Source organism: Modestobacter sp. Leaf380, from assembly GCF_001424485.1.
In the GTDB taxonomy this organism is placed as follows: domain Bacteria; phylum Actinomycetota; class Actinomycetes; order Mycobacteriales; family Geodermatophilaceae; genus Klenkia.
Genome location: NZ_LMQC01000003.1, coordinates 85,301 through 102,659 on the forward strand (window position 1 = coordinate 85,301; position 17,359 = coordinate 102,659).

Sequence of the window (17,359 nt, forward strand, 5' to 3'; positions counted from 1 at the left end):
ACGCCAGGGAGGATGGCCGCGTGACGGACCTCCCCCTCCCAGAGCTGGGCGCCGCCTGGCGGGCCGCCCGGCCCCGGCCGGCCGGCGTGCACCTGGACTCCGCGGCGTGCAGCCGGCAGTCGGTCAAGGTCCTCGACGCCGTCGCGCACCACGCCCGGCACGAGGCCGAGGTCGGCGGCTACCAGGCCGAGGCGTCGGCGGAGACGCTGCTGCAGCAGGGCCGGTCCGTGCTGGGCGGGCTGGTCGGGATGGCCGCCGCCGACGTCGCCTTCACCGAGTCCGCGAGCTCGGCAGTGCGCGTCCTCTTCGCGGCGTGGCCGCTGCCGGCCGGGTCGCGGGTCGGGGTGCTGCCCGGGGAGTACCACGGCAACCTCGCCGCGATCCTGTACGCCGGGCTCGTCCCCGAGGCGCTGCCGGCCGACGACCTGGGCCGGGTCGACGTCGAGGCGCTGGCCCGGCTGCTGCGCTCAGACCCGCCGGCCGCGGTGCACCTGACCGTGGTCGCCAGCCACCGCGCCGTGGTCCAGCCGGTGGTGGAGGTGTCCCGGCTGTGCCGGGCGACCGGGGTCCCGCTGGTCCTCGACGTCGCGCAGGCGCTGGGTCAGGTCGACTGCGACGTGCGCGCCGACGCCGTCTACGGCACCTCCCGGAAGTGGCTGGCCGGCCCCCGGGGGGTCGGCTTCCTGGTGCTGCGCCCGGCGTTCCGCGCCGGGCTCGTCCCGGTCCAGGGCGACCCGGCCGACGTGCTGTCCTTCGAGACCCACGACGCGCACGTGGCCGGCCGGGTCGGCCTGACCCTGGCGATCGGCGAGCACCTGGCCGCCGGCCCGGCCGCGGTCCGGGCGCGGCTGGCCGGCGTCGGCCGCGCCGTCCGGGAGCGGGTGGACGGCGTCGCGGGCTGGCGGGTGGTCGAGCCGTTCGGCGAGCCGACAGCGGCCACCACGCTGGTCCCGCCCGACGGCGTCGACGTCGCCGGGACCGTGGCCCGGCTGCGGGCCGAGCACGGCGTGGTCACCACGGCCTGCCTGCCGGCCCGGGCGCCCGGGGAACTGACCGGCCCGGTGCTGCGGGTGTCCCCGCACCTGGACGTGACCGACGCCGACCTGGAGACCCTGGCCGCCGCGCTCTGACCCCCCGCGCTCTGACCCCCCGCGCTCGACCCTCAGGCCTGCAGGCGGGCCGAGACGCGACGGTGCACGGCCAGCTGCTCGTCGAGCCCGGCGTGCACCGGGACGCCGTCCTCGACGACGAACCGCCCGGCGACGACGGTGTGCCGCGGGGAGACCGGCCCGCAGCGCAGCCAGGCCTCCACCGGGTCGGACAGAGCACCGGCGAACCGGACGCCCTCCAGCGGCCAGACGACGAGGTCACCGCAGGCACCCACCGACAGCTCGCCGATCTCCCCGGCCCGGCCCAGGCAGGCCGCTCCCCCGCGGGTGGCGACCTCCAGCGCGTCCCGGGCGGACATCGCGGCGGCGCCGTGGCGCAGCTTGCCCTGCAGCATCGCGGTGCGGGCCTCCAGCCACAGCGACGCCGAGTCCGCCGACGCCGACCCGTCCACACCCAGCCCGACCGGCGCCCCGGCCGCCCGCAGCTCGGCCACCGGGGACAGCCCGGAGCCCAGGATCATGTTGGACGACGGGCAGTGCGCCGCCCCGACCCCGGCGGCGCCCAGCCGGACGACCTCGGAGGCGTCGGGCCAGACCACGTGCGCGAGCCAGGACCGGTCGGTCAGGCAGCCGACGTCCTCCAGGTAGTCGACCGGCCGGCGGCCGAAGGTCTCCAGGCAGAAGGCGTCCTCGTCCTGGGTCTCGCACAGGTGGGTGTGCAGCCGGACGTCGAGCCGCTCGGCCAGCTCCGCGGTCTGTCGCATCAGCGCGGTGGAGACGCTGAACGGCGAGCACGGGGCCAGCGCGATCCGGGTCATCGCGTGCGGTGACCGGTCGTGGTGCAGGCCGACCAGCCGCTCGGAGTCCGCGAGGATCGTGTCGTCGTCCTGCACGACGGAGTCCGGTGGCAGCCCGCCGTCCTTGACCGACAGCGACATCGAGCCCCGGGTGGGGTGGAACCGCATGCCCAGGTCGCGGGCCGCCCGGACCTCGGCGGTGATCAGGTCCCCGGCGCCGGCGGGGTGCACGTAGGAGTGGTCGGTGGAGGTGGTGCAGCCGCCCAGCGCGAGCTCGGTGAGCCCGACGAACGTGCTGGTGTAGACCGCCTCCTCGTCGAGCCGGGCCCACAGCGGGTACAGCGTCACCAGCCACTCGAAGAGCCCGCCGGTCAGCGCGGGGGCGTAGGCGCGGGTCAGGTTCTGGTACAGGTGGTGGTGGGTGTTGACCAGGCCCGGGGTGACCAGGCAGCCGCGCGCGTCCACCCGCCGCAGCGCCTCGGGCTTCGGGTCGGCGGGCCCGCCGACCGCCGTCACCACCCCGTCGGTGACGGCCACCCAGCCGCCGGCGATCTCGGCGCGGGCCTCGTCCACGGTGGCCAGCAGGTCGGCGTCGTGGACCAGCAGGTCGGCGGGGCGGGCCGGTGCGGGGGTGGGTGCGGACATGCCCGCATCCTGCCGTCCGCTCGTTGCGACACGGTGTCGTGACAATCCCCGGTTACGGTCGGCTGGCTGTCCGTGCTGACCGAGAGGTTCCCGAGTGCTGCTCGCCGCACCCCGCTTCGCCCTCCCCGAGACCCTCGGTGAGGCGATCACCGCCCTGGCCGACCGCCCGGACGCCACCGTCGTGGCCGGCGGCACCGAGGTCATGCCGGACCTGCTGTGGCGCACCCGCCGGGCCGAGGGCTTCGTGTCGCTGCGCCGGGTCCGCGAGCTGCGCGGCGTCACCACCACCGACGACGAGCTGGTGGTCGCCGCCGGCACCCCGGTGGCCGCGTTGATCCACGTGGAACACCGCGCCCTGGCCGCCGCCGCGACGTCGCTGGGCACACCGCTGGTGCGCACCGAGGCCACGATCGGCGGCAACGTGATGAGCGCGCTGCCCTACCGGAACCTGCTGCCGGCCCTGCTCGCCGCGGACGCCGCCCTGGAGCTGACCGGCCCCGGCGGCACCCGCACCGTGCCCTTCGACGGCTTCGTCACCGCACCCGGCGTCACCGCGATCGGCCCCGGCGAGCTGCTCACCGCCCTCCGGCTGCCCCGGCACCGCGGCTTCGCCGACTACGCCAAGGTCGGCCGGCGCAACGCCCAGTTCGTCGCCACCGCCTCCGTCGCCGCCGTCGCCGCGGCCGGCCGGGTCCGGCTCGCGTTCGGCAACGCCGGCCCCACCCCGGTCCGCTCGGACGCCGTCGACGCCGTCGCCACCGCACTGCTGGACGGCACCGCCACCCCCGAGGAGCTGAGAGCCGCCGTGGACGCCGCCGTGGACCCGCCCACCGACCCCGTCGCCTCGGCCGAGTACCGGCGGCACGCCCTGGGCGTGCTGGCCGTACGGCTCGTCGTCCGCGCCCAGGTCGACGCCGGACTGGGGTCCTGATGGCCGACGTGGAGTTCGAGCTGACCGTCGACGGCACCACCTCGGCCGTCGAGGCCGGGTTCAGCGAGTCGCTGCTGACCGTGCTGCGCGACCGGCTGGGGGTGCGCGGGCCCAAGGTGGGCTGCGCGCACGGCCGGTGCGGCGCCTGCGCCGTGTCGGTGACCGTGCCCGGCGAGGACGCCCACGTGCTGTGCGCCTGCCTGGTGCCCGCGGCGATCGTCGCCGGCTGCGCGGTGTCCACCATCGCCTCGATCAACGGCCCGGACGGCGAGCTGTCCGACGTGCAGGAGGCCTTCCTCGCCGAGGGCGCCGTGCAGTGCGGCATCTGCACCGCCGGGTTCGTCACCGCGGCCACCGAGCTGCTGGACACCAACCCCGACCCGACCCGCGAGGAGATCGAGGGCGCGCTGTACGGCAACCTGTGCCGCTGCACCGGCTACGGCCGGATCGTCGCCGCCGTCGAGGCGGCCGCGGCCGGACGCCGGGAGGCGACGTCGTGACCGGCGGCATCGGCGAGTCGGTCCGGCGCCCCGACGGCCCGGCCAAGGTGCGCGGGGAGTTCGTCTACGCCGGTGACCTCACCGCCGACGACGTGCTGGTCGGCGTCACGGTCCGCTCCCCGCACCCGCACGCGCGCATCACCCGCATCGACACCACCGCGGCCCGCGCGACCGACGGGGTGCACGCGGTGCTCACCGCCGACGACGTGCCGGGCGACCCGTGGTTCGGCCTGACCATGCGCGACGAGCCGGTCCTCGCCGGGGACGTCGTCCGCTACGCCGGGGAGCCGGTCGTCGCGCTGGCCGCCGTGGACGCCGCCACCGCCCGCCGGGCCGCGCGGGCCGTCGTCGTCGAGTACGAGGTGCTGCCCGCCGTCACCGACCCCGAGGTCGCGCTGACGGCGCCGCCGCTGCACCCGCAGGCGCACCCGGAGGGCAACGTCTACCGGCACGTCGCCTACACCTGCGGCGACCCGGACGCCCGGGGCGTCGTCACGGTGGAGAACACCTACCGGATCGGCATGCAGGACCCGGCGTTCCTCGCCCCCGAGGCCGGGATGGCCACCCCACTGCCCGGCGGCGGGGTGCTGCTGGAGGTGGCCACCCAGTGGCTGCACTCGGACCAGCAGCAGGTCGCCCGGGCCCTGGGCCTGCCCCCCGAGCAGGTCGAGGTCCGGCTCGCCGGCGTCGGCGGCGCGTTCGGCGGCCGCGAGGACGTCACCCTGCACACCCACGCCTGCCTGCTCGCGCTGGCCACCGGCCGCCCGGTGCGGGTCGAGTACACCCGCGAGGAGTCCTTCCTGGGCCACCGCCAGCGCCACCCGGGCACGATCTGGCTGCGGCACAGCGCGGACGCCGACGGCACGATCGTCGCCGTCGAGGGCCGGGTGCTGCTGGACGGCGGGGCCTACGCCTCCACCTCACCGGTCGTCATCACCAACACCGTGACCCTGCTGCAGGGGCCCTACCGGGTGCCCAACGGCCGTTTCGAGGGCTCCTCGGTCCGCACCCACAACCCCTCGTGCGGGGCGATGCGCGGGTTCGGCGTCCCACAGGCGGCGTTCGCGCACGAGGCGCAGCTCGACGCGCTGGCCGCCGCACTCGGCCTGGACCCGCTGGAGGTGCGGCTGCGCAACGCGCTGCGCCGGGGCGACGTCGCCACCTTCGGGCAGACCCTCGACGCACCCACCCCGGTGCGCGAGGTCATCGAGGGCGTCCGGGACCTGCCGCTGCCCACCGGACCGGCCAAGGCGCCCGGCGGCGTCGGCCGGGCCGCCGAGGGCGGCACCGTCCGGCGCGGCGTCGGCTACGCGGTCACCATCAAGAACCTGGCCTTCAGCGAGGGCCACACCGACGAGTCGACGGCGACGGTCTCGCTGCGCGACGGGCACGCCACCGTGCACTGCGCCTGCGCGGAGGTCGGCCAGGGCTTCGTCACCGTGGCCGAGCAGATCGCCCGCACCGTGCTGGGCGCGACGACGGTGACCGTCACCCAGCCCGACACCCTCATCGCCTCGGCCGGGTCCACCTCGGCGTCCCGGCAGACGATGGCCTCGGGCACCGCGGTGCACCGGGCCTGCGAGGTCGTCCGGGACCGGCTGCTGGCCCGGGTCGCCCGGGCCGGCGACCTGGACCCCGCCACGCTCTCCATCGCCGGCACGACGGTCTGCGCCGCCGGCCGCCCGCTCACCGAGGTCGCCGACGCCGCACCCGGGCACACCGTGCGGGCCACCGAGCACTTCGCCCACCCGGACACGTACCCGCTGGGCTCCACCGAGGGCGGCATGTACGTCGGCTTCGGCTTCTCCGCCCAGCGCGCCGTCGTCGACGTGGACGTGGACCTCGGGCTGGTGAGCGTCGTGCAGATCGCCTCCTGCCAGGACGTCGGCACCGTCGTGAACCCGACCCAGCTGCTAGGCCAGATCGAGGGCGGCATCGTGCAGGGCATGGGCCTGGCGCTGATGGAGGAGGTGGTCGTCGTCGACGGGCTGATCACCAACCCGCACTTCGAGGGCTACCTGATCCCGACGATCGTGGACGCCCCGGAGGTCGTCTCCACCTACGTCACCGACCCCGAGCCGGGGATGCCACACGGCTGGAAGGGCGTCGGCGAGCCCCCGTTGTGCACCGCGGTGCCGGCGGTGGCTGCGGCCGTCCGCGCGGCGACCGGGCTGCCGCTGCCGGCGGTGCCGATCAAGCCCGAGCACATCGCCCTGGGCCTGGGCAGCACCCCGACGGTCACCTGGACGACGCCGCGGCCGGCGGCACCGTCGTCCCCGGGCCGGGCGGTGGTCGAGCTGGACCCCACCGACCGCACCGGCACCTGGGACGCCGAAGGCGCCACCGGGGCCTGAGACCGCCCGCGGCTCGGCGGGCCGACCGGGGCCTGCTCGCCCGTCCCGCGCCGGCCACGGCGGGCCGGCGCGGGAGGGAGGATCAACGGGGGGTGTCGGCGACCTGGACGTCGTAGGCGACGTTGTTGCCGTCGACCGAGTTCACGGTGATGTCGACGTCGTACTCACCCTCGAGGCCGTCGGCGGTCAGCGTGCAGACGATCGCCGCGCCCTCCTCGGCGGGGAGGTCGTCCTCGCAGTCGATGTCGGGACGGACGTCGGAACCGGTCTGGTCCATGAGCTGGGTCTCGGCGCTCTCCTCGACGTCGTCGGAGTCGACCGAGCCGGCGCCGCAGGCGGACAGCGACAGGGCGAGCGCGGGGGCGGCGGCCAGGGTCAGGACCAGGCGGCGTGCGGTGCGGGTGATGGGGGCTCCTCGGTCCGTGCACAGCACGGGCCGGCTGTGCGTCGGCCCAGAACGTATCGGCAGCTGGAGGCCGGGGGCCGCCGGACACGACGGCCCCGTCCGACCAGGTCAGCCGGCCGCTGCGCCCGCGGACCGGGTGACGGGCTCCTCGGACCCCACCTCGATGGACAGCGACGCCGTGTCGCCCTCCACCTCGGCCACGCTGACCGTGGCGTCGACGACGTCGCCGGTGCCCGGGTCGGTCACCTCGCAGCTGGTCTCCGCGCCGACCTCGCCGGCCAGGTCCTCCGGGCAGGTGACGTCGGGGCGGGTGCCGGTCTGCTCCTCGATGGCGTCGCTGACCTGACCGGCCACGTCGGCGGAGGAGACCGCGGAGCTGCAGCCGCCCAGCAGGAGCACGGCGAGCGGGACGGACGCGGCGAGGGCAAGACGGGTGGGGACTCGGGACACGGTGGCTCCAGGGTGGGGGTCGACGGCCACGGACGGCGTCGGCTCCCTCCCAACGGCAGGTGCCGGCCCCACCTGCACCCCACCCGACCCGGACGGGTGGAACCGCTGGTCAGGAGGCCGTGAAGCGCCTGTCCAGCTCGGCCCGACCGGCCTCGGTGGGGCGGCCCCACAGCCGCAGCCGGGCCATCCCGCCGTCCGGGAACACGTCGAGCCGGACGGCGACCACCCCGGCGGCGTCCTCGAGCAGGAACCGGTGTCGGGTGTCGGGCTGCAGCGGGGTGCGGGCCAGCAGCTCCACCTCGGTCCCGTCGGCGGCGATCCCGGTCAGCGAGGCGGCACCGGGGGCGTTGCCCAGGAAGTACGAGGTGTCCAGCTCGGCGAGGGTGACGGTTCCCTCGCAGGCCAGCTGGACGTGCACCCAGTCGTTGCCGTCGTCCCGGCGACGGGCGGTCTCCCAGCCCTCGCCCATCGAGCGGGCCAGACCACGGCCGACCAGCTGGTGCGGGGTGCCGTAGAACTCGTTGCTCACCGCGGTCACCAGCCCGCCGTTCTCCAGCGCCGCCAGGTCGAACGGGCCGGCGTCGAGGTACCGGGGGTCCGGGACGACGGTGCCGTGCACCCGCAGGCGGGCCACGCCACCGTCGGGGTGGATGGCCAGCCGGACGTGGGTGACCCGCCGGTCGGAGTCGACCACGAAGGCGTTGGCGGTGTCCCCGGCCAGGTCGACCGAGGGCAGCAGCGGCTGCCAGTCCGCCTGCTCGAGCTCGGCGACCGAGGGGTGCCCGTCGACCGCGACGCCCTCCACCGAGGCCCGCGGCGGGTAGTTGCCGGTGAAGAACGCGGTGTCGACGACGACCCCGGCGACGATCCCGGGCGCACCGAGCCGGACGACCGCCCAGTCGTGCCCGGCGCTCCGGCGGCGGCGGGTCTCCCAGCCGTCGTACTCCTTGCCCTTGTGGCCGAACTCGGTGCGCGCGACGGCGGGCCAGGGCAGCACCAGGTTCTCCCGGGCGGCGAAGAACTCGTCGTTGGCCGCCACCACGGCCCCACCCAGCGCACGGCTGGCCAGGTCGGGGAGCTGGGCCCAGGGGGCACGCGCGTCGGTCATCGGTCTCCTGTCAGGACGGGTGCGTCCACTGTGGCAGAGGGTGGGAGCGGGTGGTCGGTGCTCGACGGGACAGCGGGAGGCCACCGTGGCGCAGCTCGGAGGGGACCCAGGACGGTCGGGAGCACCTGACGGCGCGGGCCCGCGAGACCGACCGGGCGGCGCCGACCCCGCGGGAGGAGGTGCAGGACGACCCGCAGGTGCACGGCGAGGCGGCCCGGGAGGAACCGCGGTCGGTGGTCGTCAGGTGCCCTCCCGGTCGAGCAGCCGGCCGCGGGGGACGCCGTCCACCTCGGTGCCGCGCAGCCAGGTGCGGCGGACGACACCGGTGAGTTCGCGCCCACGGTAGGGCGTCACCGGGTTCCTGTGCTCGAGCCGGTCGACGGTGAAGGCCTCGTCGGGGGCGAAGGCGACCAGGTCGGCGTCCTTGCCGACGGCGATCGCGCCCTTGGCCGGCAGGCCGGCCAGCCGGGCCGGTGCGGCCGACATCAGCTCGACCACCCGGGTGAGCGGGACGCCGCGGGCCCGCGCGCCGGTCCAGACGGCGGGCAGGGCGACCTGCAGGCCGGCGATGCCGCCCCAGGCCAGGCCGAAGTCCCCGACGTCGAGCCGCTTGAGCTCCGCGGTGCACGGCGAGTGGTCGCTGACGACGAGGTCGATCTCGCCGTCGGCCAGGGCCTGCCACAGGGCCTCGCGGTGTCCGGCCTGGCGGATCGGCGGGCAGCACTTGTAGGCGGTGTCGCCGTCGGGGACCTCGTCGGCGGCGAAGGTCAGGTAGTGCGGACAGGTCTCCACGGTCACCCGGACGCCCTCGGCCCGGGCCCGGCGCAGCGCGGGCAGCGCCCCGGCGTCGGCCAGGTGCACGACGTGCACCCGCGCACCGGTCTCGGCGGCAGCGGCCAGCAGCAGCCCGATGGCCGTCTCCTCGGCGGCCTCGGGCCGGGAGGCGAGGAACGCGGCGTAGCTGGCGCCCTCGGGGGCGGGGGCGGCCGCGATCGTGGCCTCGTCCTCGCAGTGCGCGATGAGCAGGCCGTCGACGGCGGCCAGCGCGGTGAGCGCCGACCGGAGCCCGGCAGGGTCCAGCGGCGGGAACTCCGGCACCCCGCTGTCGAGCAGGAAGCACTTGAACCCGACGACCCCGGCCGCCAGCATCGGGACGAACTCGGCGGTGTTCCCGGGCACCGCCCCGCCCCAGAAGGCGACGTCCACGCTGATCTGCCCGCGGGCCACCGCCCGCTTGACCTCCAGCCCGGTCAGCGTGGTGGTCGGCGGGATCGAGTTCAAGGGCATGTCCACGACGGTGGTCACGCCACCGGCAGCGGCGGCCCGGGTGGCGGAGGCGAAGCCCTCCCACTCGGTGCGGCCCGGCTCGTTGACGTGCACGTGGCTGTCGACGAGACCGGGCAGCAGCACCTCGTCGTGGTCGAGCGTGACGGACCCGTCCGGACCGGCGTCGTCGAAGTCGGTGACCGCGGTGATCCGCCCGTCGGCGACGTGCACCGCGGCCGGGCGCTCACCGTCGGGCGTCACCACGCGGCGGGCGCGGACCACCAGCGGTGTCCCGGTCATCGGGCGTCCTCCAGGAGTGCGGGGTCGTGGGTCACCCGGTCCAGTGCGGCGAGCCGGGTGAGTGTGGGGATCAGCCGGTCGCCCCAGGCGGTGGCGACCCACCCGTCGACCAGCGGCAGCCGGACGGCGTCGTCACCGACCTCGCGGGTCCCGGCGGCACCCAGGTGGACGGTGCTGGCGTAGGCGCGGGGAGCGACCGGCGGCAGCCAGGCCGGAGCCCCGGGCCCCAGGCCCACCGTGGTGTGCAGCACGGGCAGCCCCGCGCGCTCGACCCGGGTGGTCCCGGTCCAGCGGCCGGGCTCCTCGCCGGTCCGGCCGAGCTGGACCTGCTCGGTGGCGGTCAGCCGGGCACCGTCGGCCAGGACGGCGTGCAGCAGCGCCCGGTGCTGCGCCCCCGCGGTGACGACGGTCGGTTCGGGCTGCAGGTCCAGCTCGCCGGCGACCTCGGCGAGCACCCGCTGGACCGAGGCCGGCGACTCGCCGCGGGCAGGGAGGACGACGGCTGCGGCCACCGTGCGCACCGACAGCCGGGCACCCTCCTCGACCACGAGCCGGATCTCGGCGTCGTCGCCACCGAGCGGCCCGAAGGCGGTGGCCACGAGGTGGACGGTGGTCGGCCCGGTGCGCCGGACGGCGAGCTGCCCGCTGGCCCGGACGACGGGGAGCACGGTGCGCCCGCCCGGCCCGGGTCGGGCGACCACCTCGACCAGCGTCCTCACCGGCTGCGGCTCACGCGTGCGCGACGGCGCGGGCGCGGACCTGCTCGCGGACCCACTCGGCGACCTGGGTGGCCGCCGGGTCCTCGCGCAGCGAGATGAGGAACGTGGGCTTGCCGCCCCGGACGGCGTCGGAGTCCCGGCGCATGACGCCCAGGTCGGCCCCCACCATCGGGGCCAGGTCGGTCTTGTTGACCACGAGCAGGTCGGCGCTGGTGACCCCGGGCCCGCCCTTGCGCGGCACCTTGTCCCCTCCGGCGACGTCGACCACGAACACCTGGACGTCGACCAGGCCGTAGCTGAACGACGCGGTCAGGTTGTCCCCGCCGGACTCGACGAGCACCAGCTCCAGGCCGGGGTGCCGGGACTCCAGCAGCTCCACGGCGTCCAGGTTGGCGGTGATGTCGTCCCGGATCGCGGTGTGCGGGCAGCAGCCGGTCTGCACCGCCTCGATCCGGTCGTCGGGCAGCACGGCGTTGCGGCGCAGGAAGTCCGCGTCCTCGGTCGTGTAGATGTCGTTGGTGACGACGGCCAGGTCGTACTCGGCGCCCAGCGTGCGGCACAGCGCAGCGGCCAGGGCCGTCTTCCCCGAGCCGACGGGACCGCCGAGGCCCACCCGCAGGGGCCCGCCGTGGCGGTGCCCCGGCTCGTAGGGGTCCACGTAGTCGTCGAGGTTGTGGTCAGGCGGCACGGTCTCTCCCTGTCGGTCGTGCGGTGATCCTGTGGTCCTGCGGTCCTGCGGTCCTGCGGTCCATGGTGCGGTCGAGTTTCGGGGTGGCCCCCGGTCAGGAGGCGAAGTACCGGTCCCCCCGGGCTGTGTGCACCTCGGCGAGCAGGTCCATCAGAGGATCGGTGTCGGCCGGCAGCCAGGTCCCGACCGCCGCACCGGCGGGGGCCCAGGACACCGCCCCCGTCACCTCGGTCCGGTGGTCGCCAGAGACGGTGGCGGTGGCGCCGCCCTGACCGGTGCGGGCGAGCGCATCGGCGGCGACGGCGTCGACGTCCGGCCCGAGTCGGGCGGTCACCGTGGCCACGGTGATCGGGTCCATGGCCAGCAGCCGTTGCGCCGCCGTGGCCGGCCCGGTGATCGCCAGGTAGGCGGCCGCCGCCGCGGCGTCCCGTGCGGTCAGGTCCCCGGCCGCGGCGGCGACCCCGAGGGCCACCGGGTGGTGTGGGTGCCCCGGCAGCGCGTCCCAGACCGGGTGCGGCCAGGCACGACGACCGACCCGGACCAGCCCACGTCCCTGCTGCCGGGCGGCCGCCCGCAGTGCCGGCGACGGGGTCCGCGCGTCGGCCTCCGCGTCGAGCGCGACCAGCACGCGAGCCAGGCCACCATCCGGCACCGCCTCTGCCTCCGTGACCGCCCGGCAGGCAGCTGCGGCCAGTCCACCGGCGACCGCCCCGGACGTCTCGAGCCGCCGACGCAGGAACCCCTCCAGCGAACGCGGGTCGCCGACGATCCCGGCCGCGATGGCCTGCTCCACCCCGCCGGAGTGGGTGTGCCCACCGGCAGGCAGCCGGGAGTCCGCCAGCGCCAGCAGCGCCGCCGTCACCTGCCGTCTCCGGGAGTCAGGGTCCTCGCCACGGTCAGAAGAGGAAGTAGCGCTGGGCCATGGGCAGCTCGGCGACCGGCTCGGGGTCCCACACCTCACCGTCGACGGACACGGTGAACGTGTCGGGGTCGACCCGGATGTCGGGCAGCGCGGTGTTCTCCGGCATGTCGGACTTCCCGAGCCGGCTAGTGTCCCGGACCGCGACGAGCCGACGGTCCACGCCCAACCGGTCGGGCAGCCCGGCGTCCAACGCGGCCTGGGCCACGAAGTGCAGCGACGTCTGTGCCGGGACCTTGCCGTACGCCCCGAACATCGGCCGGGGGAAGACCGGCTGCGGCGTGGGGATGGAGGCGTTCGCGTCCCCCATCTGGCCCCAGGCGATCATCCCGCCCTTGAGCACCACGTGCGGCCGCACCCCGAAGGTCTTGGGGTCCCACAGCACCAGGTCGGCGAGCTTGCCCGGCTCGACCGAGCCCACTTCGCCGTCGATGCCGTGCGCCACGGCGGGGCAGATCGTGTACTTGGCGACGTACCGGCGGGCCCGGGCGTTGTCCGCGGCGCCGTCACCGGCCAGTGACCCACGCCGCCGCTTCATCACGTGCGCCGTCTGCCAGGTGCGCATGACGACCTCGCCGACTCGGCCCATCGCCTGCGCGTCCGAGCCGATCATCGAGATGGCGCCCAGGTCGTGCAGCAGGTCCTCGGCGGCGATGGTCGTCGGCCGGATCCGGCTCTCGGCGAACGCAAGGTCCTCGGGCACCGAGCTGTCCAGGTGGTGGCAGACCATGAGCATGTCGAGGTGCTCGTCGAGGGTGTTCACCGTGTGCGGCCGGGTGGGGTTCGTGCTGCTGGGCAGCACGTTCGGGTGGCCGGCAACGGTGATGATGTCCGGTGCGTGCCCACCCCCGGCGCCCTCCGTGTGGTAGGCGTGGATGCTGCGCCCGGCGATGGCCGCGAGGGTGTCCTCGACGAAGCCGGCCTCGTTGAGGGTGTCCGAGTGCAGCGCCACCGGGACGCCGTGGCGGCCCGCGACGGTCAGGGCCGCGTCGATGGCGGCCGGGGTCGACCCCCAGTCCTCGTGCAGCTTGAATCCGCTGGCCCCGGCCCGCAGCTGCTCCTCGAGGGAGGCGTGCGAGACGGTGTTGCCCTTGCCGAGCAACGCGACGTTGACCGGCCAGACGTCCATCGACTCGAGCATCCGCGCGAGGTACCAGTCACCCGGGGTGATCGTGGTGGCCTTGGACCCCTCGGCCGGCCCGGTGCCCCCGCCGATGAGCGTGGTGACCCCCGACCCGAGCGCGGTCGGCACGATCTGCGGGCAGATGAAGTGGACGTGGCAGTCGATGCCGCCGGCCGTGAGGATCTTGCCGTTGCCGGACAGCACCTCGGTCGCCGGGCCGATCACCAGGTCGGGGTGGACGCCGTCCATCGTGTCGGGGTTCCCGGCCTTCCCCAGGGCCACGATCCGGCCGTCCCGGATGCCGACGTCGGCCTTCACCACGCCCCAGTGGTCCAACACCACCGCGCCGGTGATCACCAGGTCGGGTGCGCCCTCGGCCCGGGTCGCCCGACCCTGGCCCATCGACTCGCGGATGACCTTGCCGCCGCCGAACACCGCCTCCTCGCCGGCGAGCCCGGGCCCACCGGAGCGGTCCTCGGTGACCTCGATGAGCAGGTCGGTGTCGGCCAGCCGGATCCGGTCCCCGGTGGTCGGGCCGTACAGCTGGGCGTAGCGCTCACGGGACAGCCGGACCATCAGCCCAGACCCCCTTCTGCGGTCAGGCCCGGGACGACGCGCGCGCCGGCCAGGGGGACGAGGGTGACGGTCTTCTCGATGCCGGGCTCGAAGCGCACCGCCGTACCTGCAGCGATGTCCAGCCGGTGACCGTGCGCCGCGACCCGGTCGAACACCAGGGCGGCGTTGGTCTGCGCGAAGTGGAAGTGCGACCCGACCTGGACCGGCCGGTCCCCGCTGTTGTGCACCTCGAGCTCGACCCGCGGCACCCCGGGCAGCGTCTCGATCCAGCCCTCGGCCGGGATCACCTCCCCGGGCACCACGCCGTGCAACTCCCCGCCCACGGGCTGCGCCGGACGGTCCCGCTCGCTGGCGCTCACGGGCTGCGCCGGACGGTCCTGCTCGCTGGCGCTCACGGGCTGCGCCGGACGGCCCCGCTCGCTGGCGCTCACGGGATCGGGTGGTGGACGGTCACCAGCTTGGTCCCGTCCGGGAAGGTCGCCTCCACCTGCACCTCCTCCAGGAGCTCCGGGACACCGTCCATGACGTCCTCCCGGGCGAGGACCGTGCGGCCGCTCTGCATCAACTCCGTGACCCGGACCCCGTCCCGGGCCCCCTCCAGCACGTGGTCGGTGACCAGCGCCGTGGCCTCCGGGAGGTTGAGCTTGAGTCCGCGGGCCTGCCGGCGACGCGCCAGCTCGGCGGCGTAGCTGAGCAGCAGCCGCTCCTGCTCGTGCGGGGACAGGTGCACGGGGTCGACCTCCGTCGTCTCGGGATCCGCACGCTAACCCCGGGGTGTGACAGTCCTGTTGCGTCGGCCCTTGCGCTGAGTGGCGTACCACTTCTATGGTTCATTACATGAGTAGTGGACCAACGAGCCGTCGCGCTCACCCTCGTCACGCCCGGTCGGCGTGAACGAGGACGGCGGCCCGATCTTCCGGCAGATCGCGGCACAGGTGGAGAACGCGATCGTCGACGGCTCCCTCCCGGAGGAGAGCCAGGCGCCCTCGACCAACGAGCTCGCCGCCTTCCACCGCATCAACCCCGCCACCGCGGCCAAGGGCCTGAACCGGCTCGTCGACGACGGGGTCCTCCACAAGAGACGAGGAGTCGGGATGTTCGTCGCCACCGGTGCCCGCGACCAGCTGCTCAAGCGGCGTCGCAGCGAGTTCGCGGACCAGTACCTGGAGCCCCTGCTGACCGAGGCCGCCAAGCTCGGCATCTCGGGCGCCGAGATCTCCACGATGATCGCGGAACGGAGGGGCGCCCGATGACCGCCGCCGCCACGCTGGACGACGTGACCATGCGCTTCCGTGGCCACACCGCTCTGGACGGCATCACCACCGAGCTGCGGCAGGACTGCATCACCGGCCTGCTCGGGCGCAACGGGGCAGGCAAGACGACCCTGATGCAACTGCTCACCGGCCACCGGGTGCCGACGTCGGGGAGGGTGCGCGTCTTCGGCGTCGACCCCTACGAGGCGGACTCGGTCCTGCAGCGCGTCTGCTTCGTCAAGGAGAGTCAGCGGTACCCGGACCACTTCCGGGTCTGCGACGTCCTGACCGCCGCCCGGATGCTGTACCCGGACTGGGACGACGACCTCGCCACACAGCTGGTGGGGGAGTTCGACCTCCCCCGCCGCCGTGCGGTCAAGAAGCTGTCCCGCGGGATGACGTCGATGGTCGGCATCGTCGTCGGCCTGGCCTCGCGCGCACCCATCACGTTCTTCGACGAGCCCTACCTGGGCCTGGACGCGGTGGCCCGGCAGCAGTTCTACGACCGGCTCATCGCCGACTGGTCGGAACAGCCACGCACGATCGTGCTGAGCACGCACCTCATCGAGGAGATCGGCGACCTCCTGGAGCACGTCCTCCTCGTGGACCGCGGACGCGTGCTGCTGGACGAGGACGCCGAGTCCCTGCGCGACCGAGCGCTCACCGTGTCCGGTCAGATCCCCGCGGTCGCCGCGTTCACCGCAGGCCGGCGAGTCCTCCACTCGGACGCACTGGGCTCCTTCACCCGGGCGGTGGTCGAGGTCCACTCGGCCACCGACCGCGACGAGGCTTCTCGGCACGGGTTGACGCCGGAACCGACATCGCTCCAGCAGCTCGTCGTCGCGCTGAGTCGTGCGACAGCGCCAACCACGACCGCACCCGACGACCTCGAGGGAGTGTCGCGATGAGCCGCGTCGTCGCCGCAGCACGCCTGCACGCCATCCACGCCCCGGTGGCCCTCGGCGTCCCCTGGCTGGTGGTGGGCTCCAGCTTCGCCATCAACCTGGCCATCTGGGCCGCGATGTCCCCCGAGGCCCGCGCCGCCGGTGGCACCGGTGGCCTCGTGTCCCTCTACATCACCGTCGGCATCGTGTTCCTGCAGTCGGTGACGCAGCTGTTCCCGCTGGCCATGGGCCTGAGCCTGACCAGGAGGACGTTCTACCTCGGCACCCTACTCACCGCCGGGCTGCAGTCCCTGGTCTTCGGGGTCGTCCTCACCGTCTTCACCCTCGTGGAGAACGCGACCGGCGGATGGGGCGTGGGACTGTCCTTCTGGGCCCCCGGTCGGCTCGACGTCGACAACCCCGCCCTGCAAGTGGTGGTCTTCGCCGTTCCGATGATCCTGGCGTCAGTGGTGGGCACGGGCCTCGGTGTGGTGGTGAAGCGGTGGGGCCAGACCGGCATGTGGGTCCTGGGCATCACGAGTCTGTTGCTGAGCGGCCTGGCCGGGGTCCTGGTCACGTACAGCGGGTCGTGGAGAGCGGTCGGTGCCTTCTTCCTCGACGCACCACTGGCCGTCCTCGTCCTGGTGGTACCTGGCCTCGCCGCTGTCGCACTCGCCGGCCTGGGCTTCGCCGGCCTGCGCCGGGCCGTCCCCTGATACGTCACTGGAGCAATCTGAGGGCCGACCCGCACACCCTGCGCGGGTCGGCCCTCGACGCATGGACCCGTTCATCACGAGTACGGCGGCCACCACGCCCGGCGACGAGCAGGGCAACCACGAGAACCTGAGCACTGCTGCGCTGCCGGTTCAGTCCTCCGCGAGGGGCCGCCAAGCGCCGACCGATGCCGCCGTCGGCCCGTCGACGACTCGGCCGGGACGGGGTGCGAGCCGGGGTGCAACGACATCGGCCGTGAGCCGGAAGTGGCACGTCGCCCTGCGGCGAGCCAGACCAGCCTGAGGAGACGTTGGTGGAGCACCTCAGCCCTCGTCGTTCTGGATCCCGGACTCGACCGCCGAGGTGGTGACACCAGCACCTGCACCGCCGGCCGTGTCGACTGAGCCACTGAGAGGCAACCGCCGTGACGCGTCACCTCTGGTGACCTCAGAGCCCGCCACCCGGAATGGTCTGGGAATGCCGAAACGGGGCCACGACTGTGTCGTGACCCCGTTTCGGGAATGATGTCCGGCGGCGTCCTACTCTCCCACCCAGTCCCCCGGGCAGTACCATCGGCGCTGAGAGGCTTAGCTTCCGGGTTCGGAATGAGACCGGGC

At 74.7% G+C, this 17,359-nt stretch carries 18 protein-coding genes and 1 rRNA gene; 7 read left to right on the forward strand and 12 right to left on the reverse strand.

The features are described 5' to 3' along the window. Window positions 1-20: 20 nt before the first annotated feature. The gene (gene egtE / locus ASG41_RS04950; protein WP_082556583.1) at window positions 21-1,130 is read left to right on the forward strand and encodes an ergothioneine biosynthesis PLP-dependent enzyme EgtE; all 1,110 of its coding nucleotides are present in this window, start codon (window positions 21-23) and stop codon (window positions 1,128-1,130) included. A 32-nt stretch (window positions 1,131-1,162) separates the two neighbouring features. Here egtE and ASG41_RS04955 read toward each other — a convergent pair whose 3' ends face one another. Beyond that, the gene (locus ASG41_RS04955; protein ID WP_056290855.1) at window positions 1,163-2,551 is read right to left on the reverse strand and encodes an 8-oxoguanine deaminase; all 1,389 of its coding nucleotides are present in this window, start codon (window positions 2,549-2,551) and stop codon (window positions 1,163-1,165) included. 94 nt (window positions 2,552-2,645) lie between these two features. Between ASG41_RS04955 and ASG41_RS04960 the strand changes: the two genes are divergently transcribed. From ASG41_RS04960 to pucD, 3 genes are read left to right on the forward strand one after another with little or no spacing between them, the layout of a single operon-like run. Next, window positions 2,646-3,482, forward strand: coding sequence for a xanthine dehydrogenase family protein subunit M (locus tag ASG41_RS04960; RefSeq protein ID WP_056290857.1), 837 nt, complete (start codon window positions 2,646-2,648; stop codon window positions 3,480-3,482). Then, entirely contained in the window at window positions 3,482-3,982 is a 501-nt protein-coding gene (locus ASG41_RS04965) for a (2Fe-2S)-binding protein (protein ID WP_056290860.1), read from the forward strand. Before ASG41_RS04960 ends, ASG41_RS04965 begins: the two co-directional genes overlap by 1 nt. Further along, a complete protein-coding gene (gene pucD, locus ASG41_RS04970) occupies window positions 3,979-6,336 on the forward strand; it encodes a xanthine dehydrogenase subunit D (protein WP_082556584.1) in 2,358 nt (785 codons plus the stop codon). Before ASG41_RS04965 ends, pucD begins: the two co-directional genes overlap by 4 nt. An 82-nt stretch (window positions 6,337-6,418) precedes the next feature. Here pucD and ASG41_RS04975 read toward each other — a convergent pair whose 3' ends face one another. From ASG41_RS04975 to ASG41_RS05020, 10 genes are all read right to left on the reverse strand, one after another. Further along, complete coding sequence (locus ASG41_RS04975; protein WP_056290862.1) at window positions 6,419-6,769, reverse strand: DUF4333 domain-containing protein; 351 nt, start codon at window positions 6,767-6,769, stop codon at window positions 6,419-6,421. 81 nt (window positions 6,770-6,850) lie between these two features. Further along, window positions 6,851-7,192: a DUF4333 domain-containing protein gene (locus tag ASG41_RS04980; RefSeq protein ID WP_056290863.1), complete on the reverse strand. Its 342-nt coding sequence runs from the start codon at window positions 7,190-7,192 to the stop codon at window positions 6,851-6,853. A gap of 109 nt (window positions 7,193-7,301) precedes the next feature. Next, the gene (alc, locus tag ASG41_RS04985) at window positions 7,302-8,300 is read right to left on the reverse strand and encodes an allantoicase (protein ID WP_056290865.1); all 999 of its coding nucleotides are present in this window, start codon (window positions 8,298-8,300) and stop codon (window positions 7,302-7,304) included. Window positions 8,301-8,540: 240 nt separating this feature from the next. Then, window positions 8,541-9,866 (reverse strand): allantoinase AllB, encoded by a 1,326-nt coding sequence (allB, locus tag ASG41_RS04990; RefSeq protein ID WP_056290866.1) that lies wholly within the window; start codon window positions 9,864-9,866, stop codon window positions 8,541-8,543. Further along, window positions 9,863-10,585, reverse strand: a complete 723-nt coding sequence (locus ASG41_RS04995) for an urease accessory protein UreD (protein ID WP_056290868.1) — start codon at window positions 10,583-10,585, stop codon at window positions 9,863-9,865. Before ASG41_RS04995 ends, allB begins: the two co-directional genes overlap by 4 nt. 10 nt (window positions 10,586-10,595) lie before the next feature. Next, a complete protein-coding gene (ureG, locus tag ASG41_RS05000; RefSeq protein ID WP_056290870.1) occupies window positions 10,596-11,273 on the reverse strand; it encodes an urease accessory protein UreG in 678 nt (225 codons plus the stop codon). A gap of 94 nt (window positions 11,274-11,367) precedes the next feature. Then, window positions 11,368-12,135 (reverse strand): urease accessory protein UreF, encoded by a 768-nt coding sequence (locus tag ASG41_RS05005; RefSeq protein WP_056290872.1) that lies wholly within the window; start codon window positions 12,133-12,135, stop codon window positions 11,368-11,370. Window positions 12,136-12,169: 34 nt separating this feature from the next. Continuing rightward, on the reverse strand, window positions 12,170-13,891 hold the full coding sequence (locus tag ASG41_RS05010) for an urease subunit alpha (protein WP_056290874.1): 1,722 nt from the start codon (window positions 13,889-13,891) through the stop codon (window positions 12,170-12,172). Then, window positions 13,891-14,193: an urease subunit beta gene (locus ASG41_RS05015; RefSeq protein WP_056290922.1), complete on the reverse strand. Its 303-nt coding sequence runs from the start codon at window positions 14,191-14,193 to the stop codon at window positions 13,891-13,893. The genes ASG41_RS05010 and ASG41_RS05015 overlap by 1 nt, the downstream gene beginning before the upstream one ends. Before the next feature lie 125 nt (window positions 14,194-14,318). Continuing rightward, window positions 14,319-14,621: an urease subunit gamma gene (locus ASG41_RS05020; RefSeq protein WP_056290877.1), complete on the reverse strand. Its 303-nt coding sequence runs from the start codon at window positions 14,619-14,621 to the stop codon at window positions 14,319-14,321. A gap of 160 nt (window positions 14,622-14,781) precedes the next feature. Here ASG41_RS05020 and ASG41_RS05025 point away from each other — a divergent pair, with 160 nt between their 5' ends. Genes ASG41_RS05025 through ASG41_RS05035 form a run of 3 tightly spaced genes read left to right on the forward strand, consistent with a single transcriptional unit; the run spans window position 14,782 to window position 16,744 of the window. After that, window positions 14,782-15,144, forward strand: coding sequence for a GntR family transcriptional regulator (locus ASG41_RS05025; protein ID WP_056290879.1), 363 nt, complete (start codon window positions 14,782-14,784; stop codon window positions 15,142-15,144). Beyond that, window positions 15,141-16,052, forward strand: coding sequence for an ABC transporter ATP-binding protein (locus tag ASG41_RS05030; protein WP_056290881.1), 912 nt, complete (start codon window positions 15,141-15,143; stop codon window positions 16,050-16,052). Before ASG41_RS05025 ends, ASG41_RS05030 begins: the two co-directional genes overlap by 4 nt. After that, window positions 16,049-16,744: a hypothetical protein gene (locus ASG41_RS05035; protein ID WP_056290884.1), complete on the forward strand. Its 696-nt coding sequence runs from the start codon at window positions 16,049-16,051 to the stop codon at window positions 16,742-16,744. The genes ASG41_RS05030 and ASG41_RS05035 overlap by 4 nt, the downstream gene beginning before the upstream one ends. A gap of 524 nt (window positions 16,745-17,268) precedes the next feature. Here ASG41_RS05035 and rrf read toward each other — a convergent pair. Beyond that, window positions 17,269-17,359: ribosomal RNA gene (gene rrf, locus ASG41_RS05040) — 5S ribosomal RNA — on the reverse strand; the annotation flags it as partial.

Coding starts and splice junctions, on each gene's coding strand:
- allB (WP_056290866.1), bottom strand. CDS start 9,866: ATGACCGGGACACCGCTGGTGGTCCGCGCCCGCCGCGTGGTGACGCCC.
- ASG41_RS05030 (WP_056290881.1), top strand. CDS start 15,141: ATGACCGCCGCCGCCACGCTGGACGACGTGACCATGCGCTTCCGTGGC.
- alc (WP_056290865.1), bottom strand. CDS start 8,300: ATGACCGACGCGCGTGCCCCCTGGGCCCAGCTCCCCGACCTGGCCAGC.
- ASG41_RS05010 (WP_056290874.1), bottom strand. CDS start 13,891: ATGGTCCGGCTGTCCCGTGAGCGCTACGCCCAGCTGTACGGCCCGACC.
- ASG41_RS04955 (WP_056290855.1), bottom strand. CDS start 2,551: ATGTCCGCACCCACCCCCGCACCGGCCCGCCCCGCCGACCTGCTGGTC.
- ASG41_RS05035 (WP_056290884.1), top strand. CDS start 16,049: ATGAGCCGCGTCGTCGCCGCAGCACGCCTGCACGCCATCCACGCCCCG.
- ASG41_RS04965 (WP_056290860.1), top strand. CDS start 3,482: ATGGCCGACGTGGAGTTCGAGCTGACCGTCGACGGCACCACCTCGGCC.